The organism is Conexibacter sp. S30A1 (assembly GCF_023330665.1).
GTDB lineage: Bacteria > Actinomycetota > Thermoleophilia > Solirubrobacterales > Solirubrobacteraceae > Palsa-465.
The window spans coordinates 141858-164149 of record NZ_CP097127.1 but is presented as its reverse complement, the minus strand read 5'-3'; the positions used below and the strand labels follow the sequence as shown (position 1 = coordinate 164149).

Annotated in this window: 19 protein-coding genes and 1 tRNA gene; 4 read left to right on the top strand and 16 right to left on the bottom strand. The window is 68.3% G+C overall.

Going from position 1 to position 22292, the window contains the following annotated elements; genetic code table 11:
- The 15 genes from mreC to M3M54_RS00740 form a co-directional block, all read right to left on the bottom strand.
- Positions 1-873, bottom strand: coding sequence for a rod shape-determining protein MreC (gene mreC, locus M3M54_RS00805; RefSeq protein ID WP_249020292.1), 873 nt, complete (start codon positions 871-873; stop codon positions 1-3).
- Positions 874-897: 24 nt separating this feature from the next.
- Positions 898-1947 (bottom strand): rod shape-determining protein, encoded by a 1050-nt coding sequence (locus M3M54_RS00800; RefSeq protein ID WP_249020291.1) that lies wholly within the window; start codon positions 1945-1947, stop codon positions 898-900.
- Positions 1948-2088: 141 nt separating this feature from the next.
- Entirely contained in the window at positions 2089-3438 is a 1350-nt protein-coding gene (locus M3M54_RS00795) for a transposase (RefSeq protein ID WP_249019411.1), read from the bottom strand.
- Between the two features lie 212 nt (positions 3439-3650).
- Positions 3651-4199 (bottom strand): nucleoside triphosphate pyrophosphatase, encoded by a 549-nt coding sequence (locus M3M54_RS00790; protein ID WP_249020290.1) that lies wholly within the window; start codon positions 4197-4199, stop codon positions 3651-3653.
- The gene (ndk, locus tag M3M54_RS00785; RefSeq protein WP_249020289.1) at positions 4196-4603 is read right to left on the bottom strand and encodes a nucleoside-diphosphate kinase; all 408 of its coding nucleotides are present in this window, start codon (positions 4601-4603) and stop codon (positions 4196-4198) included. The genes M3M54_RS00790 and ndk overlap by 4 nt, the downstream gene beginning before the upstream one ends.
- 65 nt (positions 4604-4668) lie before the next feature.
- On the bottom strand, positions 4669-5211 hold the full coding sequence (locus M3M54_RS00780) for a zinc ribbon domain-containing protein (protein WP_249020288.1): 543 nt from the start codon (positions 5209-5211) through the stop codon (positions 4669-4671).
- Between the two features lie 30 nt (positions 5212-5241).
- Positions 5242-5370 carry a hypothetical protein gene (locus tag M3M54_RS16680; RefSeq protein WP_256465805.1) on the bottom strand — a complete coding sequence of 43 codons (129 nt, stop codon included), beginning with the start codon at positions 5368-5370 and terminating at the stop codon, positions 5242-5244.
- Positions 5367-6638, bottom strand: a complete 1272-nt coding sequence (locus M3M54_RS00775; RefSeq protein ID WP_249020287.1) for a folylpolyglutamate synthase/dihydrofolate synthase family protein — start codon at positions 6636-6638, stop codon at positions 5367-5369. The genes M3M54_RS16680 and M3M54_RS00775 overlap by 4 nt, the downstream gene beginning before the upstream one ends.
- A 2-nt stretch (positions 6639-6640) precedes the next feature.
- Entirely contained in the window at positions 6641-9253 is a 2613-nt protein-coding gene (locus M3M54_RS00770) for a valine--tRNA ligase (protein ID WP_249020286.1), read from the bottom strand.
- Positions 9254-9318: 65 nt separating this feature from the next.
- Positions 9319-10590, bottom strand: coding sequence for an ATP-dependent Clp protease ATP-binding subunit ClpX (clpX, locus tag M3M54_RS00765; RefSeq protein WP_249020285.1), 1272 nt, complete (start codon positions 10588-10590; stop codon positions 9319-9321).
- Between the two features lie 16 nt (positions 10591-10606).
- Positions 10607-11311, bottom strand: a complete 705-nt coding sequence (gene clpP / locus M3M54_RS00760) for an ATP-dependent Clp endopeptidase proteolytic subunit ClpP (protein ID WP_256465804.1) — start codon at positions 11309-11311, stop codon at positions 10607-10609.
- Positions 11235-12557 (bottom strand): trigger factor, encoded by a 1323-nt coding sequence (gene tig, locus M3M54_RS00755; RefSeq protein WP_249020283.1) that lies wholly within the window; start codon positions 12555-12557, stop codon positions 11235-11237. The genes clpP and tig overlap by 77 nt, the downstream gene beginning before the upstream one ends.
- Positions 12558-12587: 30 nt before the next feature.
- A complete protein-coding gene (locus tag M3M54_RS00750; protein WP_249020282.1) occupies positions 12588-13739 on the bottom strand; it encodes a thiolase family protein in 1152 nt (383 codons plus the stop codon).
- Positions 13740-13797: 58 nt separating this feature from the next.
- Positions 13798-13870, bottom strand: a tRNA-His gene (locus tag M3M54_RS00745).
- Positions 13871-13888: 18 nt separating this feature from the next.
- Positions 13889-14776, bottom strand: a complete 888-nt coding sequence (locus tag M3M54_RS00740) for a DMT family transporter (RefSeq protein WP_249020281.1) — start codon at positions 14774-14776, stop codon at positions 13889-13891.
- 90 nt (positions 14777-14866) lie between these two features.
- Between M3M54_RS00740 and M3M54_RS00735 the strand changes: the two genes are divergently transcribed.
- Together M3M54_RS00735 and M3M54_RS00730 are read left to right on the top strand one after the other, a co-directional pair.
- The gene (locus M3M54_RS00735) at positions 14867-15346 is read left to right on the top strand and encodes an Lrp/AsnC family transcriptional regulator (RefSeq protein ID WP_256465803.1); all 480 of its coding nucleotides are present in this window, start codon (positions 14867-14869) and stop codon (positions 15344-15346) included.
- A gap of 35 nt (positions 15347-15381) precedes the next feature.
- Positions 15382-16845, top strand: a complete 1464-nt coding sequence (locus M3M54_RS00730; RefSeq protein WP_249020279.1) for an aldehyde dehydrogenase family protein — start codon at positions 15382-15384, stop codon at positions 16843-16845.
- A gap of 14 nt (positions 16846-16859) precedes the next feature.
- On the opposite strand, the gene M3M54_RS00725 is transcribed toward M3M54_RS00730, so the two are convergent.
- A complete protein-coding gene (locus tag M3M54_RS00725; RefSeq protein WP_249020278.1) occupies positions 16860-19163 on the bottom strand; it encodes a glycoside hydrolase domain-containing protein in 2304 nt (767 codons plus the stop codon).
- 117 nt (positions 19164-19280) lie between these two features.
- Here M3M54_RS00725 and M3M54_RS00720 point away from each other — a divergent pair, with 117 nt between their 5' ends.
- Both M3M54_RS00720 and M3M54_RS00715 read left to right on the top strand, forming a co-directional pair.
- A complete protein-coding gene (locus M3M54_RS00720) occupies positions 19281-20609 on the top strand; it encodes an MFS transporter (RefSeq protein WP_249020277.1) in 1329 nt (442 codons plus the stop codon).
- 220 nt (positions 20610-20829) lie between these two features.
- Positions 20830-22227: a diguanylate cyclase gene (locus M3M54_RS00715; protein ID WP_249020276.1), complete on the top strand. Its 1398-nt coding sequence runs from the start codon at positions 20830-20832 to the stop codon at positions 22225-22227.
- Positions 22228-22292 lie beyond the last annotated feature (65 nt).

The following is a 22292-nucleotide window of genomic DNA, read 5'->3' as shown; positions in this document are numbered from 1 at the left end:
CTAACCGCCGTGTGGGCGGGTCAGGATCTGAACGAGGGTGAGGTGCTGCAGGTCGGCGAGCGGCGTGACCTGCTCCTCCTGGTTGGTCAGCACGCTGTTCTGCGGGTTGGTGCTCGACACCGTGCCGATCGGGATGCCGGGCGGCGCGAAGGACTGAATCGCGGGATCGTGCGGATCGCGAAAGCCGCTGGTGACCACCAGCTGGTTGAAGGACACGTTGGAGTTCGGTGGCAGGTCGATCAGCGTCAGCGCGTTGGGGTCACCAACCTGCGGCTCGATCAGACCGGCGGCGCCACTCTCGTTCTCGATCATCGCCCCCACGGAGAACTTGGACGAGGTGATCAGCGAGACGACCGACGCGTTGGGCGTGACCTGCGTCACGTCGCCGACCAGGCCGCCGGGCCCCACGACTGGGTCGTAGATACTCACGCCGGAGCTGCTGCCACGGTCGACGGTGATCGTCTCGTACCACAGCGACGGATCTTCACCGATCAGTCGGCCGGTCACCGGGCCGTAGCTCGCGAGGTTGTAGCTCTTGTCCAGCCCCAGCAGCTGCTGGGCCTGGCGGTAGAGGATGCCCTCGTACTGCACCCTGGCGTACTCACCCACCAGCTGGTTGTAGCGGCCCTGCAGCGTCGTCAGCTCGGACTTCGCGGTGAACACCGACGAGACATAGCTGGCGGCGTTGCGGATCGGCGAGAGCACGGTGCTCGCCCCTGCCTGCAGCGGCGAGAGCACGGTCGCGATGCCGCGCTGCACCTGGTGCAGAGGGCTGCTCGCAGAGCCCCCGAAGTAGTCGGTGAGAAGTATCAGGGAGACGGCAACGAGCAGCGCCAGGACAGCGCGTCGCCTGCGAATTTGCTTGTCGTGCAACGGGACATCTCCAGCGGCTCCGTGCTAGTAGCGGCGGCGCCGGTTACGTGAATTCTTACTCGAGCGGTGGATCGCCTCAAACTCTTCCAGTGACCTGCCAGAGCCTACCGCCACACAGGTCAGCGGCGACTCAGCGATGTGTGCGGGCATCTGGGTCTCGTGCCGCATGCGCTCGTCCAAGCCCTGCAACAGCGACCCGCCGCCCGCCAGCATGATGCCGCGGTCCATGATGTCGGACGCCAGCTCCGGCGGCGTCCGGTCGAGCGTCTCCTTGACAGCGTCGACGATCTGCGAGACCGGCTCCTCCAGCGCGCCCCTGATCTCCTCGCTGGTCAACACGACGGTCTTGGGCAGACCCGAGACCATGTCGCGGCCGCGGATCTCCGCCTGCACCTCATCGGGCATCGGAAACGCAGAGCCGATCTCGAGCTTGACCTCCTCGGCGGTCTGCTGGCCGATCAGCAGCTTGTACTCGCGCTTGACGTAGTTGATGATCGCCTCGTCAAGCTCGTCACCGGCCACCCGGATCGACTGCGAGACGACGATCCCGCCGAGTGAGATCACCGCCACCTCGCTGGTGCCGCCGCCGATGTCCACGACCATCGACCCGGTCGGCTCGCCGACCGGCAGGCCGGCGCCGATCGCGGCCGCCATCGGCTCCTCGATCAGGTAAGCCTGGCGCGCGCCGGCTGAGAGGCAGGCCTCTTCGACCGCGCGCTTCTCCACACCGGTCACGCCGGAGGGCACGCAGACGACCACCCGTGGGTGAGCCCAGCGGTTCTGGTGCACCTTCTGGATGAAGTGGCGCAGCATCTCCTCGGTGACCTCGAAGTCTGCGATCACGCCGTCCTTGAGCGGCCGGATCGCCGAGATCGTCCCCGGCGTGCGGCCGAGCATGCGCTTGGCCTCGATGCCCACCGCGTGGACCTCGCCGGTGCGCGAGTCAACGGCCACGACGCTCGGCTCAGATAGCACAATCCCACGCCCGCGGACGTAGACCAGGGTGTTGGCGGTGCCCAGGTCGACAGCCATGTCGCGGCCGCCGAAACCTGTCAGGTAGGTGAAGAAGCCCATGTGTTGATGAGAGGGTTTGAGGGTTCAGACGGGCGGCAGCTACGGTCCGGGTGAAACCCTGAGCCATTCCCATCGGTCGAGCCGAGTGTATCGGAACTCAGCCTACTTTCGGCCATTTGCAAACGTCTCGGGTTTCGCAGTTCATAGGCCGGCGGCTGCCCATGCTTGCTGGACTTGGTTGATTTCCTGGGTTGTGGGGGTTCGGGCCTGTTCGGGTTGAAATTGGGTGGCGATGATCACTCGTCGTAGCTTGGCGAGCATGTCCTGGAATGATGGGGTGGTCTTGGAGACATACCAGGGGGCGCGGGCGCGATGCTCTGTGACGATGTCGGGGTGATGTCCGTAGAGCGCGTACCAGATGATCGTGAGGTCCATCGCCAAGAACTGGAATGGGACGGTCCGTTGCACGGCTTTCTCGGTCCGGTTGCGGGCATCACCGACGCCGAACAGTTCTTTGCCGTCCTGGAAGGCGACTTCGATCGGCCAGCGGTCTGCGTAGCGTTCGACGATCTGCGCGGCGGTGGCGTGAAGGTCGGTGGTGATCAGCGCGATCTGGTAGCCGCACGGCTTGGTGTCGTCTTTGACGAGGATCACACGGACCGGGGTTTCGGCGCCGAGCGGCTCCCACAGGCAGTTGATCTCAGCCAGCTCGAGCGTCTCGGTTTTGCTGTAGCGCCTGACGGTCGTCTTTACCCATTCGGTGGCGGGGTCGGCTGCGATCTGTTGAAGGCTTTCAAGCTGTTTGCCCCATTTGCGTGGCCGGCCGCGTTTGCCGGTGCGCGGCGGCGCAGGGGCGTAGATCACCGCGTTGCTACGCAGCCTCGATGTGATCGTCACCCGCTTGGGTGCAGCACGCCACGCCTGGCTGATGTAGGCGCTGTCACCGACCACGTTGATCTGGCGATCCGGCAGCCGTTTGGCGAGCAGGCAGACCATCGCCCTGGCCAGCTTGACCTTCCCGGGCCGCTCAGGATCGGGCTTGTGCTGCTTGACGAACTGTTCGCGCCGCGGCTGCCAGAGCCGGAACAGGACCGGCAAACATACGGTGCGCTGCAGGAACGGCAGCTTGACACAGATCCCGGCCACGATCCAGTTGTTCCCCCACGCGACCGAGCCTGAGCGGCTGTTGGCGGTCGCGTCGTGATGCCAGAAGGTGCCGTGGATCCGGCGTCCCCTGCGTTTCAGGAGCGTGTCGTCGACCGCGACCAGCACGCTCGCACCCGGTTCTGTGAACCGCTCAACGATCAGGCAGGCGAGCCGTAACCCGAGCTCGTCCACGGACCAGCGGGCATTGGCGAAGAACCGGTGGCAACGCGCGTGATGCCACACCCCCGACAGCCTTGAGCCTGTCAGCATCCCGGTCACGCACCGCAGAGAGGTCTGCGAGACCTGACCGACCAACACCCCCCGGAACGTCTCAAACGTGGGACGGGTGAAACACGACTCAAACAGGACAAGCAGCTCGTTCAGCGAAGATGGGACGCAGAGCATCGGCGGCAGCCTCCAAGAGAAGCCGCGCAGCGTGCCTCCCCTTGGCCGCGACGGACGGGTTATGTTGACAGCAACCGCTTTCGCGCAAGCCGCCGATGCTCCTTCCCCGACACCGCGCCAACAGGCCACACCAGCCCGCCACGGCCCCGTCCACCACCACCTGCTACGCCGCTATGCCGCTACAGGCCCAAAAGTGCGAAACCCGAGAAACGTTAAATCGCTGGAAAGATGAGCGACGGCTCAAGCTCGATGAGCGCGGCGACCGGAAGGCCCACCACATTCAGGTAATCGCCCGCGATCGCCTGCACCAGCGCCGCGCCACGGCCCTGGATCGCGTAGGCGCCGGCGCGCCCGCGCCATTCGCCCGTATCCAGATACCACTCGAGCGCACCGTCGGTGATCTCTCTGAAGCGGACCTCCGTAACGGCCACGGTGGTCCGCTGGCGGGCGTCGGCCAGCAGGCAGAGGCCGCTCACCACCCGGTGGCAGCGCCCCGCCAGCGCCCGCAGCGTCGCAGCCGCCTCGCTCCGGTCGCCGGGCTTGCCGTAGAGACGTTCGCCGATCGAGACGACCGTGTCGACCGCCAGCACCGGCTCCTCCCTGGCGCCAACCGCGAGCGCCTTGCGCCGCGCATTCTCGAGCGCGACCTCACGCGGGTCGCCGTCCTCGACTTCCTCGGCGCCGCTGACACACACCGTGAAGCTGACGCCGAGCTGTTCGAGGATCGCGCGCCGCTGCGGCGAGCCCGAGGCGAGGATCACAGCCCTGGGAAGAAGAGTGCAGCCTCCCGCGCGGCCGACTCGGGCGAGTCCGAGCCGTGCACCATGTTGGTGCCGATCGCCACCGCGTAGTCGCCGCGAATCGAGCCGGGAGCGGCCTGCAGCGGGTTGGTGGCGCCGATCACCTGCCGCGCCGCGGCAACCGCCTGCTCGCCCTCGAGCACCATCGCCACCAGCGGTCCCGAGGTGATGAAGTCGACAAGCTCCGCAAAGAAGGGCTTACCCTCGTGCTCGGCGTAATGCCGCTGGGCGGTCTCCCGAGTCAGTGTGCGCAGCTCGAGGGCGACCAGTTTCAGGCCCTTGCGCTCGAAGCGCGCGATGATCTCACCGGTCAGGTTGCGGGCAAAGGCGTCGGGTTTTACGAGAATCAGCGTTCGCTCAGACATGGGCGCGTCTCCTTCGGGCTCGAGGTGTTGGCGGGCGTTGCGCCCGCGCGCAGGTTAGCGGCCTGCTAGATCAGATCCGTTGGCGGCGGATAGACCGCCGTCTGCTGCGGGTCACGACGCGCGCGGCGCCTGCGGTAGCTCGCAGAAACGTCCGGCTCGAGCTCGCGCTCGGTCTCGCAGTACGGACAGATCCGCCAATCGGCCTCGAGCGGCTTGCGGCAGTTCACGCACGCGTCCTTGAGCTTCTGCAGGCAGTGGGGGCAGCGCAGGAACTCCCGCTCCACAGCCTGATCGCAGTGGGGGCAGGCGCGTACTCCCAGCTGCTCCAGCCGAGCCTGGGCCGCCTCGATCTCGAGCTCACGCTCGCGCACATCCTCGAGGTACTCCGGAGGACGCACGATCGTGTAGACGAGCGTGCCGATGAACGGGAACAGCGCCACGAGCGTCGCACACGCCACCAGCACGCCGTCGTCGATACGCCGGCGGGCATCAGCCCACGTGTGGTACACGAGCGCCAGCCAGAGCACGGCCAAGAGGGCCAGCACGAGCTCCACCGCGAGGCTGGCGGTGTGGCTGTGGATACCGAAGATGCCGGCCGGGACCACCACTCAACGGCCCAGTGTAAACCCCCAGCGCAATTACAACAGAATGCGGCCCAGCAGATAGCCGATCGCGAAGAAGACCAGGATCGTGACCGCGACGCTCGCTGCGACCAGTCCCATCATGCGCAAAAACCGCGGCCTCCGTTCGGGATCGGGGTCGCTCACAGCATCGATGCGCGCCTGCGACCGGCGCTTGACTCATCCTGCAGCAGCTCGGAGACCAGGTACAACGAGCCGGTCGCGATCACGACGCCGCCTGCGCCGGCGAGCGTGCGAGCGCGGCGCAGCGCCGCATGTGCGCTGGGGACGACCTCGTGTTCGGTGGCCAGCTCAGGCGCCAGCTGGTCGAGCAACGCGCTGAGCGTCGGTGGTGGCAGCACGCGGGGGTTGTGGCTAGAGGTGAGCACGAGCGCGTCGCACGCGCAGGCGAGCGAGCGCAGCATGACCGCCGCGTCCTTGTCGTCGAGGATCGACACCACGGCCACCACGCGGCCGCCAGCATCGCGATGTCCGGCAACGATCGCCGGCAGCGACTCGATCAGCGCGGCCACGCCATCCGGGTTGTGAGCGCCGTCCAGGAGTGTCAACGGCCGCTGGTCGATCTCCTGCAGACGGCCGGGGACACGCACGCGCGCCGCCGCCTCGCTGGTCGCCGCCTCGTCGAGCCGGCCCAGAAAGGCACCTGCGGCGGCGCGGGCCAGAGCAAAGTTGCGCCGCTGGTATGACCCCAGTGCCGCCAGCTCGGCGTGCGGATCAGCCTCGGCCTGGATCACCCGGGCGCCACGCTCCGCGGTGACCTCGTAGGCCACCGCGAGCGCGTCCGGGTGCATGCCTGAGCCGAGCACCAGGGTCGCGCCGGGCTTCACCACGTCGAGCTTCTCCCTGGCTATGGCGCTCACCGTCGGACCAAGCCAGCGCGTGTGCTCCAGGCCCACGCTGGTGAGCACCTGCACGTTGGACGGGATCACGTTGGTGGCGTCGTAGCGGCCGCCGAGACCGGCCTCGATCACCGCCACCTGGACCTGGCTGGCCGCCAGCTCCGAGTATGCGGCGGCGGTCAGCAGCTCAAACTGCGTGACCGGGTCCTCAGCGCCCGATGAGCGGTTGACCTGATCGGCGGCGCGCAGCGCCCGCTCGATCGCGTCCGCGAACCGTTGTGGGGTGATGTCCTGCTCGTCGACACGGATCCGCTCGTTGAAGCCGATCAGGTGCGGTGAGGTGTATGCCCCGACCCGGAGGCCGTGTCCGGCGAGGATCGCAGCGATCATGCGCGTCGTCGACGACTTGCCGTTTGTGCCGACCACATGGATCGATTCGAACCTGCGCTCCGGATGCCCGAGCGCCGTCATCAGCCGTCGCATGCGCTCCAGGCCAAAGCGCATACCGAATAGCTCGAGCGACAGCAGACGCTGCTCGGCCTCCGTCGGGCCCATCGTCAGAGCGCCTCCAGCTCAGCGCGCAGTGCCGCCAGCTTCGCGCGCTCTGCGTCGACGACCGCCGCCGGCGCCTTGCCGACAAAGCCAGGGTTGGCGAGCTTGGTCTCACAGCGCGCGATCTCGGCATCCAGCGCGCGGCGCTTATCCTCACGCCTGCGGGCGGCCGCCTCGGCATCGAAGCCGTCGGAGGCCAGCAGGTCCACGGCGCCGCCCGGAATCGGGATCGTCGCCGTGACGTCAGCCGCACCGCCGTCGGCGACGAGCTCGAGCCTGCCCAGCCGCGCCAGCTGGGAAGCCGTTGCAGCGTACCCCGCCGCCTGCAGCCTGGCCTTGAGCACCACAGCGGGGCGCACGCCGGCGGCGTCACGCCAGGCGCGCACAGCCTGCACCGCGGCGATCAGCCGCTCGGTCTCCGCCGCCGCGGCGGCGTCCACGGCGTACGCCGGCGCGAAGCCTGCCCGCGCGGCCAGCAGACCATCTGCGCCCGGCAGGTGCGCGTAGATCTCCTCGGTCACGAACGGGATCAGCGGGTGAGCGAGCATCAGCGTCTGCGTGAGGACGTGCAGCAGGTTTCCGGCGGTGGCGTCGTCGCCGCCGTAGAGACGCGGCTTGACCAGCTCCAGATACCAGTCGCAGAGCTGTGCGTAGATGAAGTCATACAGCGTCAGCGCGGCGCGGCTGAAGTCAAAGTCATCGATCGCCCCATGCACATCGGAGATGGCCTGGTCAAGCCGCTCGAGGATCCAGTGGTCCTCGGGCGCTACCGGACTGGCCTGCGCTCGCACCGCCGGCCCAACGCGACCGAGGACCAACCGCGAGGCGTTCCAGAGCTTGTTTGCCAGGCCGTGACCCTGGGCCACCTTGTCCTCGTTGAACGGCACATCCTGGCCGGACGACATTGCCAAAAGTCCCCATCTGACCGCGTCCGCGCCGTAGGCTGGGAACTCGCCGGGGTCGGCCCCCGGGGCGGTGGCAAAGACCGGCGGCCGCGGCCCACCGTCGATCAGGTCGAGCGGATCGATCCCGGTGCCCAGGGACTTGGACATGCGGCGGCGGTCCGGTGCCTGGATGATCGAGTGAACGTAGACGTCGCAGAACGGGATCTCGCCGGTGAACTCGATCCCCATCATGATCATGCGCGCGACCCAGAGGAAGATGATGTCGCGAGCCGTGGAGAGCACGTCGGTCGGGTAGAAGGCGGCAAGCTCCGGTGTGCGCGCCGGCCAGCCGAGTGCGGCAAACGGCCACAGCGCACTCGAGAACCAGGTGTCGAGCACGTCCGGGTCGCGCATCCACCCGGGTCCGTCAGGCGGCGTGGTGGCGACGTGCACGCGCCCGTCCTCGTGGTAGTAGACGGGCAGCTGGTGGCCCCACCAGAGCTGGCGGCTGATGCACCACGGGCGGATGTTCTCCATCCAGTCCAGGTAGACCTTGGCCCAGCGATCCGGGTGGAAGCGCACGCGCCCGGAGCGGACGACATCAATCGCGGGCCGAGCCAGCTCGTCCATGCGCATGAACCACTGCAGCGAGATCAGCGGCTCGATACGGCTGCCCGAGCGCTGGCTGAAGGGGACCGTGTGCGTGTAGGGCTCGCGACGCGCGAGCAGCCCGAGCGCATCGAGCTCGTTGACGATCGCAGCCTGGGCATCGGCGGCGCTCAGACCCAGGAACCGCTCGGGTACGGCTTCGCCCTCCATGCGGCCGTCCTCGCCGATTACGCTGAGCTGCGCCAGGCCGTGGCGGGCGCCGATCTCGAAGTCGTTGGGGTCGTGGCCGGGGGTGATCTTCAATGCACCGGTGCCGAAGTCCGGCTTCACATAGGGGTCGGAGATGATCTTCAGCCGGCGGCCGCTGATCGGCAGGGTCGCGCTCTCCCCGATCAGGCGCTGGTAGCGCTCGTCGTCGGGGTGCACGGCGATCGCGACATCCGCCAGCATGGTCTCGGGACGAACGGTGGCGACGGTGATCGCACCGCTGCCGGAGTCAAGCGGGTAGTCGATGTAGTAGAGGGTGTCGGTGACCTCGCGCTCCTCCACCTCGAGGTCTGAGATCGCCGAAAGGCTGCCGGGATCCCAGTTGACCATGTAGCGATCGCGATAGATGTAGCCCTTCTCATAGAGTGCGACGAAGACCTCCAGCACCGCTTGGGCGTATGCCGGGTCCAGCGTGAAGCGCTCGTCGGCAAAGTCAGCGGTGGATCCGAGCCGCTTGATCTGTTCGATGATGCGCCCGCCGTAGCGCTCGCGCCAGGCCCAGACACGGGCGACGAACTGCTCGCGACCGACCTCCTCACGACTCGTGCCGAGTCCCACGAGCTCCTTCTCGACCTGGGTCTGCGTGGCGATCCCGGCGTGGTCGGTACCGAGAATCCACTTGGCCCGCTGGCCGCGCTGGCGCGCGCGGCGGATCAGCGTGTCCTGGATTGCGTTGTTGAGCGCGTGGCCCATGTGCAGAACGCCGGTCACATTCGGCGGCGGGATCGCGATCGAGTAGTTCTCGATCGCAGCGCCGACGGGCTCCGGGTGGCCGATGCCGGCGCCGATCCAGAGCTGCGCGACACGCGGCTCGACCTCAGCCGGGTCGTAGCGGGGATTCATCTCGGGGGCGGGCATGAGCGGCCGAGTTTAGGGACCGCGCTGTCCGTTGGCCGTCCCTGGGCCGAGCGCCCACCGCGGCGTCAGGCTGCGGCTTCGCCGTGCTCCCGGTCGTCGTCAACGGCCTGGGTAACCAGCGTCGGCGGTGTGCCTTTCTCGATCGTGTCGCGGGTCACCACGCACTTCTTGACATCGCGGCGGGATGGCAGCTCGAACTGAACCTCGAGCAGCACCTCCTCGATGATCGAGCGCAGGCCGCGGGCGCCAGTCTCACGCTCGAGGGCGCGGTCAGCGATCGAGTTCAGTGCCTCGTCGGCGAAGACCAACTCAATGCCGTCGAACTGAAAGAAACGCTGGAACTGCTTGACGAGGGCGTTCCGGGGCTCGGTGAGAATCTGCATCAGCTCGGCCCGCGAGAGCTGATGTACCGCCGAGACCACGGGCAGGCGGCCGATGAACTCTGGAATCAGCCCGTACTGGATGAGATCCTCCGGCAGGCAGTGTTCGAACATGTCGCCGAGGTCGCGCTCATCCTTGGACTGGATGGTCGCGCCGAAGCCGACCCCCTGGTGGCCGATGCGCCGCTCGATCACGCGGTCGAGGTTGGCGAAGGCGCCTCCACAGATGAACAGGACGTTGGTCGTGTCGATCGACAGGAACTCCTGGTGGGGGTGCTTGCGCCCACCCTGGGGCGGCACGCTCGCGGTCGTACCCTCGAGGATCTTCAGCAGTGCCTGCTGGACGCCCTCGCCGCTCACATCGCGGGTGATCGACGGGTTGTCGGCCTTGCGCGCGATCTTGTCGACCTCGTCTATGTAGATGATCCCGGTCTCGGCCTTCTTGACGTCGTAGTCGGCCGCCTGGATCAGTTTCAGGAGGATGTTCTCGACATCCTCGCCGACGTAGCCCGCCTCGGTCAGCGCGGTCGCGTCGGCGATCGCGAACGGGACGTTCAAGATCTTGGCGAGCGTCTGGGCCAGCAGCGTCTTGCCGCAACCGGTCGGCCCGAGCAGCAGGATGTTTGACTTCTGCAGCTCGATGTCCTGGTCGCCCGACTGCAGCATCTGCACGCGCTTGTAGTGGTTGTAGACGGCCACCGAGAGCGTGCGCTTTGCCTGCTCCTGGCCGACCACGTAGTCTCCCAGGACCTCATAGATCTCGCGCGGCTTGGGCAGGTGCTGCAGATCGAAGTTCGGAGTGGCGGTGAGCTCCTCGTCGATGATCTCGTTGCAGAGGTCGATGCACTCGTCGCAGATGTAGACGCCGGGGCCGGCGATCAGCTTCTTGACCTGGCGCTGCGACTTACCGCAGAAGCTGCAGAGCAGTTGCTCGTTTGAGTCGGTCGGACGTGCCATCGTGCACCTCGAAAGGCTAGTGCTGCGAGATCACCCGGTCGATGATCCCGTAGTCCTTCGCCTCCTCCGAGCTCATGAAGTAATCGCGCTCAGTGTCCTTGGCCACCTGCTCGACGGGCTTGCCCGTGTGGTGAGAGATGATCTCGTCGAGCCGGTGTCTCAGGTCGATGATCTCGCGTGCGTGGATCTCGATGTCGGTGGCCTGGCCCTGGAAGCCGGCCGAGACCTGGTGGATCAGGATCTTCGCGTTGGGTAGCGCCATGCGCTTTCCGGCGGCGCCACCGGCCAACAGCAGTGCCCCCATCGACATCGCGATCCCGACGCAGATCGTCTGCACGTCGGGCTTGATGAACTGCATCGTGTCGTAGATCGCAAGGCCCGCGTAGACGGACCCACCCGGCGAGTTGACGTACAGCGATATGTCCTTGTCGGGGTCCTCTGACTCCAGGTGCAGGAGCTGGGCCACCACCAGGTTGGCGATCTGGTCGTCGACCGGGGTGCCCAGGAAGATGATGCGCTCGTTGAGCAGCCGTGAGTAGATGTCAAACGCGCGCTCACCGCGAGAGGTCTGCTCGACGACCATGGGAACAAGTGGGCTCATGCTGCTCGCTTCTTTCGCTTCCGTTGGCGTATTCCTGCCGACTCTAGCGGTCGTCGGACGCAGGCGCGACAGGCTTGGCCTCGGCGACCAGCAGGTCGACGGCCTTGCGTCTTGCAACATCGGCGCGCACGCCGTTGCCACGGCCGCTTGACCGCAGGCGCTCCAGCAGCTTGGCGGCGGTGGTCTTCTCACGCGCAGCGGTTGCCTCGAGCGCGTCAAGCAGATCCTGCTCGGTCGGATCGATTTGCTCGGCCGCCACGACAGCCGCGATCACGGCCTCGCGGCGCAACGCTTTCTCGGCCTCTTCCTCGGCGCCCTGCGCGAGCTCCTCCTCACTCTGACCGGAGATCTGCAGGTACACCTCCCGAGAGATGCCCTGACGCGCAAGCGACGACATCGTTTCCTCCACCAGCTCGTGTGCGCGCGCGTGGATCAGCTGGTGCGGCACGTCGATCGTCGAGCCCGCGACGACCGCATCGACCACGTCACGCTCGAACTCGCTCGCGATCGCCTGACGCTCGTACTCCTCAAGCCGCTTGGCGATGTCCTCGCGCAGCTCGTCCAGCGAGTCCAGGCCGGCCGCGTCGGAGGCGAAGTCGTCGTCGAGCTCCGGCAGGCGCTTGGCCTTGACCTCGGTGACCGTGACCTCAAAGCTCGCTGGGCGGCCGGCCAGCTGCTCGGCGCCGTAGTCATCCGGGAAGGTCACCTCGACGAGACGCTGCTCGCCCGCGCTGGCGCCGATCAGCTGCTCCTCGAAACCGGGGATCAGCTGCCCCGAGCCGAGCTCGACCAGCTGGTCGCGACCCTCGCCGCCAGGGAACGGCTCGCCGTCCAGCCGGCCGAGGTAATCCAGCACGATGTGGTCGCCGCTTGCGGCCGGGCGCTCCACGGTTTCGAGCGTCGCCAGGCGCTCGCGCAGGCGCTCGAGCTCGGCGGCCACAGCCTCCTCGTCGGCACGCGGCTCGCGGCGTGGCACCTCGATCTCCCTGTAGGGACCGAGCGCGGCGACGGGCAGCACACCGACCTCGACGGTGAACTGAAGCGCCGAGCCGTCCGCCGGCGCCTCGCCAACCTTGATCTCCGGGGGCCCAACGGTCTCGATGCCGGCCACGTCCAGCGCTCTGGTGTACCAGGCGTCGATCGACTCACGCAGCGCCTCTTCCAACACGTAGTCGCGCCCCAAACGCCGGATCACCACCGGCGGCGGAACCTTGCCCTTGCGGAAGCCGGGGACCTTCAGTTGACCGGCGAGCCTGCGGGCGGCCTGCTGAACGCGGCGCTCGACCTCGGCCGGGTCGACGCTGGCCTCGACGCGGACGCGCGACTCGGGCAGCTCGGTGACGGTGGTGGTGACTGGTTCTGACATGTGGGCGCAGACGATAGCTGTCGGCCGCGCTCAGCAGCCTTCGAGCACGACTGCGAGCCCCTGGCCGACGCCGATGCAGATCGCAGCCAGCCCGTAACCGCCGCCGCGCGTATGCAACGCGTGCGCGAGGCGCCCGAGCACACGGGTGCCGGAGGCGCCGAGCGGGTGACCGATGGCGATCGCGCCACCGTGCCGGTTGACCTTCTCGGGGTCAAGCTCCGGCCAGCCCCGCAGGCAGGCCAGCGACTGACCGGCGAAGGCCTCGTTGAGCTCGACCAGATCGACCTGATCCCACCTCAGGCCGGCGCGCTCAAGCGCCGTGTTGGCGGCCTGCACCGGCCCGATCCCGAACACGTCTGGATCGACGCCGTGGGCGGCGCGTGAGACGACGCGGGCCAGGGGAGCGCGGCCCAGCGGGGCCGCGCTGGCCTCATCAGCGAGCAGCACCGCCGAGGCCCCGTCGTTGAGCGGCGATGAGTTGCCGGCGGTGACCGTGCCACCGGCACGGAACGCCGGCTCAAGCTTGGCGAGCTTCTCGAGCGATGTGTCGGCGCGGATGCTCTCGTCCACTTCGAGGTCGGTGCCGGGAACGGGCATCACCTCGGTCAGCACCCCGTCGGCGTAGGCGCGCGCGGCGAGCTGGTGGCTGCGCAGCGCGAATGCATCCTGCTCCCCGCGCGTGATCCCGTGCATCTGCACGAGCTTCTCGGTGCTCTCACCGAGCGAGATCGTCCACTGAGCAGGCATCTTCGGGTTGACCATGCGCCAGCCGAGCGCCGAGGAGTAAAGCGTCTCGTTGGCGGTCGGGAAGGCGCGCTCAGGCTTGCGCATGATCCAGGGCGAGCGGCTCATCGCCTCTCCCCCACCGGCCACGACGATGCTGGCGTCGCCGGTTTCGATCGCGCGGCTGCCCTGGATCGCCGCCTCCAGGCTCGAGCCGCACAGACGGTTGACGGTGGCGCCCGGCACATGGGTGGGCCAGCCGGCGAGCAGCACCGCCATGCGCGCGACGTTGCGGTTGTCCTCGCCGGCGCCGTTGGCGGTGCCGTAGATGACGTCGTCGATCCGCGCGGGGTCAAGGCCGGGTACGCGCTGGGCGAGCATCGCCAGCACGGCGGCGGCCAGGTCGTCGGGCCGCACCCCCGATAGCCTGCCGCCATAGCGGCCGAACGGGGTCCTCACCGCTTCGTACAAATAGGCGCTGCGCATGGGGTTTCCTTGCCGGGGGACGACCGCGAAAGGTGAGCGATGGGACTCGAACCCACGACCGCCTGGACCACAACCAGGAGCTCTACCAGCTGAGCTACGCCCACCGCGGGCTAAAGAATCTATCAGCGCCTGGCCGAGAGCGGCAGTCGCTGGAGCGGCGCGATCAGCTGCGGCGGCGTCAGGCTCACCAGAATGCCTGCCACGACCGCGAGCGCGCCGACGATCTGGGGCGCCCCGACCGGGTTTGAGAACGCGACCCAACCGACGATCGCGCCGACGAGCGGCTCCAGATTGACGAAGGCGCCCGCGAGCTCCGGGGACACCCGAGCCTGCCCATAGGCGAACAGCCAGAACGGCAGGACCGTGCCGACGAGCGCGAGCGCGAGGAAGGCAAACAACGGACCCGCTGTGGCTGGGGCGCTGGGCAGACCATGCATGAGCGCCAGCGGAGCCGAGACGGCCGCCCCGCCGAGGAACTGCACCGCCGTGACGGCCGCGGCGTCCTTGCCCCGGAGAACCGCCGGCTGCATGGCCATGAAGACGCCAGAGAGGATCACCGAGAGCAGCACGAGCGTGTCTCCGAACGTGCTGGCGCCACCGCCTCCGCCCTTCGCCACCAGCACCACACCGAACAGCGCCACGGCGTAACCGACCCACAGCGTCGGCCGCGACGCGCCCCTGCCGAGCGCCGCGGTAACGAGCGCCACCACGACCGGTAGGGCGCCCACGATGATCGCACCGTGGCTCACGCTGGTGTGCTCGATCCCGATGTTCTGTATGAGCATCTGGGCTCCGTAGCCGACAGTGCCAGAGAGGAAGACGCGCAGTGTGAGAGCGTCGCGCAGACCGCGGCGCCCGATCAGGGCCAGCACGGGCATCGCGACGAGGAAGCGCATCGCCGTCAGGGTGCTTGGGTCCAGCCAGCCGAGGGCCAGCTTCGAGAGCGCAACCGTGATCCCCCATAGGGATCCGGCAGCGAGCAGCGAGAGCATGGCGGTACGGTTTTTCATCGCTATTCATGATCGTGTATCCGTGCTCAAAACAAGCTAAGGGCGGCCATATATTGGACTTCTAGGTGTTATTGCGGTGTAATCCTGCGTATGCCTTCAATTTCACTGGATTTAATTGATCTGAACTTGCTCACGCTGCTGCAGCAGGACGCGGACCGTTCCAATGTCGAGCTCGCACGCCTCGTGGGCCTGTCGGCGACGGCCACGCTGCACCGGGTTCGCAGGCTCAAGACAGCCGGGGCGATCCGCGCCGTGGTCGCGCAGTTGGATGCTGAGCTGGTCGGCTTCCCGCTGCTCGTGCACCTGCTGGTGTCCATCCAGCGCCACGACGAAGCCAGCCATGAGCGTTTCCGGGCTGCGGTGCTGGCGACCGACGAAGTGATCTCAGCCGACTGGGTGACCGGCGAGATCGACGCGATCCTGGTGGTGGTCGCCCGCGAGGTCAGCGAGCTGCAGCGGGTGATCCTGCGGCTCTCCGCGCGCGGAGGCGCGGTCCGGGTCACGACGCTCCTGCGCCTGCAGCAGCTGAAGGCTCCCTCACCGCTACCACTCAGCCACCCCGGCGGATAAGCTTGACTGCACAACGGACCCGAGGAGAGGTAACGATGGCTATCAGCGAGCTCGTGCAGACGCCGCTCTACATCGACGGCGAGGAGCGCAGCTCCCGTGAAACGCTGGCCGTGCACGCACCGCACGACCAGAGCCTGGTTGGCCACGCCGCCGCAGCCAGCGCACAGGATGCAGAAGCAGCGGTCGCCGCCGCACAGCGCGCGTGGCCCGCGTGGGCGGCGCTCAGTGCAGCAGAGCGCGTGGAACGCTGCCTGGCCGCGCTGGAGACGCTGTCGGCAGATCTCGACGCGCGCGCCGAGGTGCTCTCGCGCGAGAACGGCAAGACGCGCTTCGAGGCGACGATCGATCTGCATGTGTTCGTCGGCCGCTTTCACGAGGCGGCCCGCTACGCGCGCGAGCTGGACACCGACGAGACGCTCGCCGGCCCGCCGTACAGGACGACCATCCGCCACGTGCCGCAGGGCGTGGTGACGATCATCTACCCGTTCAACTGGCCCCTTGCCATCCTCGCGGCCAGCCTGCCGCACGCGCTGATGGCCGGCAACACGGTGATCGCCAAGCCGCCGCCCACGGCGCCGCTCTCCTCGGTGCTGACCCTGCGCAAGGTCGCGGCGCTGCTGCCCCCCGGGGTGCTCAACGTCGTGACCGGCCAGGACGCCGTGATCGGGCCTGTGCTCGTCGGCGATCCCCGCGTCAAGCACGTCTGCTTCACGGGGTCGACAGCCGGCGGCAAGCGGATCATGCAGATGGCCTCCGGCAGCGTCACCAACGTCACGCTCGAGCTGGGTGGCAACGATCCCGCGGTGCTGCTCGACGACGTGCACCTGGACGAGGCGACGATCGCGCGGATCGGCATGGCCACGTTCATGACCACCGGTCAGGTCTGCATGGCGATCAAGCGCCTGTACGTGCCCCGCGCGCTCTATGACCAGGCCGTTGACGGCCTGCGCGGCTTCATCGAGGCACAGCGGATCGGCTCCGGCCTGCACCCCGAAGTCACGATGGGACCGCTCAACATGGGCCGTCAGCGCGACTACGTAACCGAGCTGCTTGCACAGGCACGCGCAGGCGGGTCCGAGGTGATCGAGGGCGGCGAGTACTTGGACGCCGATCCCAGCGTCGGCAACTACATGCGGCTAGCGCTGGTGCTGGACCCGGCGCCCGAGGAACAGATCGTCACCGAGGAGCAGTTCGGCCCGGCGTTGCCGATCATCCCCTACGACAGCGAAGAGCAGGCGATCGCGGCGGCCAACGACACCTGGGCCGGCCTCTGCGCGTCGGTCTGGTCAGCCGACGAGGAGCGCGCGCTGCGCGTCGGCAGACAGCTGCGGGCCGGCCACATCTTTTTCAACAACCACAACGCGACGGCCGTTGACGAGCGGGCGATGTTCGGTGGCTTCAACCAGAGCGGCATCGGCCGGGAGCTCGGGCGCGAAGGCGTGCTCGGCTTCACCGAGACACAGGTGCTGGCGATGCCCGACGGCGAGCAGCAGCACTAGCCGGCCGGCGACCCCTACCTGTAGCCGACCAGCGAGACGAGCGCCATTGTGTGCTTTGACCCGTCGGTGATCGTCACGCGTGCACCGAGCTGGTTGCCGCGAGCTTCGGCGAGCAGCTCGTGCGCGTGGTTGGTGAGGCGGTAGGTCACGTAGCCAATCTCGCCCGCGCCGATCGTCGCAGTCCGCGGAAAGGCCAGCCTGACTCCGCCCAGGGTCACGTTCGCGCGCGCCACACACGGTGTCTGCTGCCGGCAGGCGACCAGCACGCCGCCGGTCCAGCCGTTGCCAACGTAGCTTGTCTGGCCGATCACCTGGACCGCCGTGCTTGGCCACAGACGCCGCTTCGGCGCCGGGCCCGAGGTCAGATATGGGATCAGCTTGAGCGGCCTGGTCGCCTTGGCGCCGGCGCTGCTCTGCACGGTTACGCTGACGGGCAGCTCGTGCTGGCGCGCGTACAGAATCAGGTCCCGCGTATGAGCGCTGAGCGGTACCAGCAGCTGCCCCCCCTGCGCAGGGATCGAGCTGAGGCCACTGTGGGCGATCAGGCGCTTGCCGGCGAATATCTGCGCCTGTACCTGGCAGCTTGAGGTGGTGTTCAAGCACGCGACCGGGATCCCAACCGGGCCCCTGGCACCGACATAGGCGCTGTGACCGAATAGCGCCACGCTGTTGGCCGTCTGCACAGCGGGCGAGGTGCCCATAACCTGCCCGAGCGAGTCAAGCCCCTGCACCGCGTAGTAGGCATAGGCGTCGAGCAGTTTGACCTTGACGCTGGCGGCGTCGGCGGGCACCGTGGCCACCTCGTTGAGCGCCGTCGGCGAAGGTCCTGCCAGGACGGCGTACTGCGTTAGGCCGACCTGGCCCGGCCAGCTCAGCGACAGGTCCGTGGAGCCGTCGTAGCGCGGCGTGACCGAGACCGTGGGTGTCGTCACCACCGCCCCGACGAAGCTGCCGCTGCCGTAGGCGGCGGTGGGGGCGTCGATGAAGTCGCGGTCGATCGAGATCGTCACGCCACCATAGGTCTCCGCGGCGTTGCCACAGCCGGGGCCGTCGCTGTAGTACTGCAGCAGCTGGTGTGCGCCCGGCCAGTCGGCGGCGGGGACGTACGGGTTGGCCGGACTGGGCGGTGGCGGCGCGGACGGTGAGCAGTTCCAGTCCGCCGTCCAGAGCTCGTCGGGCTCCACGTACGTGGTGCCGTAGTTGTCAGCCAGGTCGGTGATCCCCGACGCGCCGCTGCTGTACACGCCGGAGTAGTAGTCGCTCAGGTGCAGCTGCTGCGTCCAGGCCTGCAGGAATGCGAGCACCGCGCCGGAGGTGGTGCTGGAGCGGGTGTAGCCCTCCATGTCGTAGTAGATCGGGTTGCCCGGGCCGATACCGAGGGCCTGCGCCTGCGCCACCGCGTCCTGGGCTGCCGCCGTCCCCTGGGCGATGGCGGTGGTGTACTGGCCGCCTGTCAGCGTCGTGGAGAGCGCCTGGCAGCCGCAGCTGTTGCCGGGCGCCTGGAGTCCGACGTAGATCGGGATCATGTGCCAGCCCGCGGCTGACTCGCTGCTCACCCAGGAGGGCGTGAGGTTGCCCCCCAGACAGGCGGCGTTCGCGCCGCCGATGTAGATGCCGATGGCAGCGTATGGCGAGCTCGCGCTCCACGCCGCCATGTCGCTGGCCGAAGGGGTTGTGCAGACATCAAAACCAAGCCCGCTGTAGGGCTCGCCCGGAAGGGCGGGGCTGGCGGAAGAGGTCGTGTGCGGGCGACGCGCGAGCACCGGTGTGGGGATCGGCTTGGGCGCATGGGCGTCGGTGGCCAGGGCCGCCTGGCGCAGCGAGCGCAGGTGCAGCGCCGTACGGATCACGCCCGGATGCGCGCCCCAGGTCGCCGTGATGACCACGTGATGCGCGCGGTTGTAAAGGCGCAGCATCGAGCCGGCGCCGTTCTGCGCAGCACGCCTGCTGACAGGCGCAAGCAGCGCGCCGCGATAGCTGGCCGGGGTGACCAGGATCGCCTCGGTGCGCCCGGCCGGCTGCATCGGGCAGATCTGGTTTGCGCCGGGCGTACCGAGATAGACGGCGTGCCGGTCAAAGCGCACACACACGTGCGAGTCGCGACCGAGTCGCAGCACCGGCCAGCTGGCCGGCACCCGGAGCCGCAGTCCGTGGTAGCCGATGGTTCGCGTGGCGGTCCCGGTACGGGTCGCTGGTCTCGGACGCGCTTGCCCGGCGGCGGCAGCGGCCGGCAGAGCGAGCAGGCCGACGAGCACGCCCAGGACGCTGATCAGCGCCGTGCGTGCGATCTTAGGCTGGCGGAAACGGCTCCTGATCACGACATCACCGAGAACATCACGTACAGCTAAAGGTTTCGGTCGCCAGCTTGCAAGCTTCCAGCTCTGCAAGCGGCGTTGCGCCGCGTGGATCAACCATCAACCGCTATCAACCATGACATGGACGTGACCACGCCTGGACAGCGCCGCGCGAGCAGGCGCCGGCCCGAGCTGCCGGGCGGCCGCGACGCCGGCCTGCTGCTCAGCGCCCGGGTACTGATGAGCGGCCAGCGCGCGTTCATCGGCGTCGTGGTCCCGATCTACCTGGCTCGCCGTGGCTATAGCGCAACCGAGTTGGGAATCCTGTTCAGCGTCGTGGCACTCGCCGCCGCAGCGATGAGCACGTTCATCGGCATCGCCGCCGATCGCGTGGGACGTAAGCCGTTTCTCATTTACGTTCCGCTGCTCACGGCCGCCAGCTGCGTCGTCTTCGCGCTCACCGCTCAGACTGTGCCACTGTTCATCGCGGCTGCTGTCGGCTCGGTTGGCCGAGGCTCCGGGGCGGGCGCGGCACAGGTGGGCCCATACCAGCCCGCCGAGCAGGCGCTGATGGCAGGCCTGGTCGACGACAGCCGGCGCCCGGCGCTGTTCGGGCTGATCGCCTCGGCCAGCGCGGCCGGCGGCCTGCTGGGCTCGCTGCTGGCCGCCACACCGCTCAGCTCGCCGCTGGCTGGCACCCACCCGAGCCCGGGGGCATACTGGCCGGCGTTCATGGCCGCAGCCCTGCTGGCAACTCTGGCGGCGGCGCTGGCCGTGCCCGTGCGCCAGCCGCCAAGGGCGCCGCGCCCGGGTGCTGGGGACAAGCGACCGGCGGACCCACACAGCGCGCAAACGGCGGACCAGCCCGACAGGCCGCCGCGGCTGTCACCGGCGAGCTGGCGGCTGGTGCGGCGCCTGTGGGCCACCAACACGGTCAACGGGGTCGCGGTGGGACTGTTCGGACCGTTTGTCACCTACTGGCTCTACCGGCGCTACGGCGCCAGCGCCGCGGAGATCGGCGTGCTCTACACGATCGGGAACGTGATCACGATCGCCAGCAGCCAGCTGGCTTCGCCGCTCGCCACACGCATCGGCACGGTGCGCACCGTGGTGATCGCGCGCACATTGCAGGCGCTGCTTCTACCCGTGCTGGCGCTGATGCCAAGCTTCGCGCTGGCGGGGGTTGTCTACACCATGCGGCTCGTCGCGCAGCGGCTCGGGGTCGCCCTGCGCCAGTCGTTCGTGATGAGCGCCGCTCCGGCCGCCGAGCGTGCCCGCGTGGGCGCGTTCGCGCAGCTGCCGACCCAGGGCGCCGCCGCCCTCGCCCCGATGCTGACCGGCTACCTCTTCACCGAGGTCAGCCTCGCGCTGCCCTTCGAGCTCGCCGGCGCGCTGCAATTGATCAATGCAGCCCTGTTCCAGCACTTCTTCGCCACGGACGACCGACCCAGCGCCGGCGAGCAGCCTTGAACACGTCGTCGGCGAAAGTCCCGCGCCCCGTCCGCGCCACTTAAGCTGAGCCAGCAGGTTGCCGAAGTCGAGTTGAGTGTTCAGTTCACGTGTAACTCGATCCCGATCGGCTCACGGCGGGTCGCGGTCGCGCGCCCACACGCAGCCTCGCGCCACGCAGCCCCCGCGCGCCTACGGGCTCTGGCCGTTCACACTCACCGCACTGGTTGCCTGGGCGAGCATGCTCTTTGGCACGCACCTGGATTGGCCCGAGTACGCGGCCTCTCTGGGCCTGCTGGTGCTCGCGTGGATCGCCGTGGCGACCGTCCAGGACGACGAACGCGGGCAGCGGCGGACCGTGACCGGCGCGCTGGTCTTCCTGGCAGCGCTCGGGCTGGCCCGCAACGCGGCCGGGGGTAGCTTGACGGCGATCGGCGTCGTCGTCCTGCTGCCGGTGCTGTTTGTAGCCCTGCACGTCCGCAACCAATTGGGACTCTGGCTCTCGCTCGCCGCCCTCGCGGCCTTCTACCTGGTACCGCTGCTGCTGATCGGTGGCCGTGACTACCCGGCCAGCGACTATCGTCCAGCGCTGTTGACGGCGGCGATCAGCGCCATCGCCGGCCTGGTCACCCACAGACTCGTCGATGACGTCCGCAGCCGAGCCGATCAGGCTCAGCGTCGCGAGCTGATGCTCACGCGCATCAGCGAGACGGTCTCCGAGCTCTATCTGAGCGCCGACCCTCGTAGGGCAGCCTGCCGTGCCACGTTGGAGATAACGCAGGCGCAGGCCGTTGCACTCTACGAGCCGGAGCCAGGAAGCGGCAGACTTGTGATGACCACGACCACGGGCACACCCGACTCGATCGCTGCAGGTGTGCCCGCCCGGGCAGGCAGCGCGCCGGACACGGCGCTGCGCACGCGCCGCCCACAGCTGATCGGCGACAACGTCGCTGAACACGTCGGCAGCCTCGAGCTGTGGCAGGCCGACGGCTGCCCGCCCTCGGTGCTCTACCAACCGTTGCTCAAGGGTGACCAGGCGATCGGCGTGCTGGTCGTCAGCTGGGCAGACAGGGCGACGATGGACGGCCCACGGGTGGCGGGCGCGAAGCTTCTGGCACACGAGATCGCGGCCGTGATCGACCGCGTCGACGTGCTCGAGCGTCTCACCGACGAGGCGCTCACCGACTCGCTCACCGGGCTGCCGAACCGACGCGCCTGGGACGCGGCGCTGGCGGGCGTGCTGGGCGACGGCGACCAGCGGGTCGCCGTCGCGGTTCTCGACCTGGACCACTTCAAGGCGTTCAACGACCAGCACGGGCACCCGGTGGGTGATCTCCTGTTGCGGGAGACCGCCGCGGCGTGGCGTGCGCAGCTGCGCGCTGGCGACCTGCTGGCCCGCATCGGTGGCGAGGAGTTCGCCCTGCTGCTGTATGAGCGAGACGCAGACAGCGCGCGCCGATTGGCTGAGCGGCTGCAAGCCTGCGTGCCCCGTGGACAGACCTGCTCGGTGGGGCTGGCCGACAGCGTTCCGGACGAGCAGCCGCAGCGACTGGTCGCTCGTGCCGACGCAGCGCTCTACGAAGCGAAGGCGCGCGGCCGCAATCGCGTGGTGACGGCCCAACCGCCGGACGCCTTATGAGTCAGCGCCCGGGTGCTGGCGCCATCCGCGCCCTAAAAGCCGGATAATCAATCCGTCTTGCCACA

Coding starts and splice junctions, on each gene's coding strand:
- M3M54_RS00800 (WP_249020291.1), bottom strand. CDS start 1,947: ATGGGCTTCTTCACCTACCTGACAGGTTTCGGCGGCCGCGACATGGCT.
- M3M54_RS00795 (WP_249019411.1), bottom strand. CDS start 3,438: ATGCTCTGCGTCCCATCTTCGCTGAACGAGCTGCTTGTCCTGTTTGAG.
- ndk (WP_249020289.1), bottom strand. CDS start 4,603: ATGTCTGAGCGAACGCTGATTCTCGTAAAACCCGACGCCTTTGCCCGC.
- M3M54_RS00775 (WP_249020287.1), bottom strand. CDS start 6,638: ATGGGCCCGACGGAGGCCGAGCAGCGTCTGCTGTCGCTCGAGCTATTC.
- M3M54_RS00770 (WP_249020286.1), bottom strand. CDS start 9,253: ATGCCCGCCCCCGAGATGAATCCCCGCTACGACCCGGCTGAGGTCGAG.
- clpX (WP_249020285.1), bottom strand. CDS start 10,590: ATGGCACGTCCGACCGACTCAAACGAGCAACTGCTCTGCAGCTTCTGC.
- clpP (WP_256465804.1), bottom strand. CDS start 11,311: ATGTTGCAAGACGCAAGGCCGTCGACCTGCTGGTCGCCGAGGCCAAGC.
- tig (WP_249020283.1), bottom strand. CDS start 12,557: ATGTCAGAACCAGTCACCACCACCGTCACCGAGCTGCCCGAGTCGCGC.
- M3M54_RS00740 (WP_249020281.1), bottom strand. CDS start 14,776: ATGAAAAACCGTACCGCCATGCTCTCGCTGCTCGCTGCCGGATCCCTA.
- M3M54_RS00735 (WP_256465803.1), top strand. CDS start 14,867: ATGCCTTCAATTTCACTGGATTTAATTGATCTGAACTTGCTCACGCTG.
- M3M54_RS00730 (WP_249020279.1), top strand. CDS start 15,382: ATGGCTATCAGCGAGCTCGTGCAGACGCCGCTCTACATCGACGGCGAG.
- M3M54_RS00720 (WP_249020277.1), top strand. CDS start 19,281: ATGGACGTGACCACGCCTGGACAGCGCCGCGCGAGCAGGCGCCGGCCC.
- M3M54_RS00715 (WP_249020276.1), top strand. CDS start 20,830: ATGCTCTTTGGCACGCACCTGGATTGGCCCGAGTACGCGGCCTCTCTG.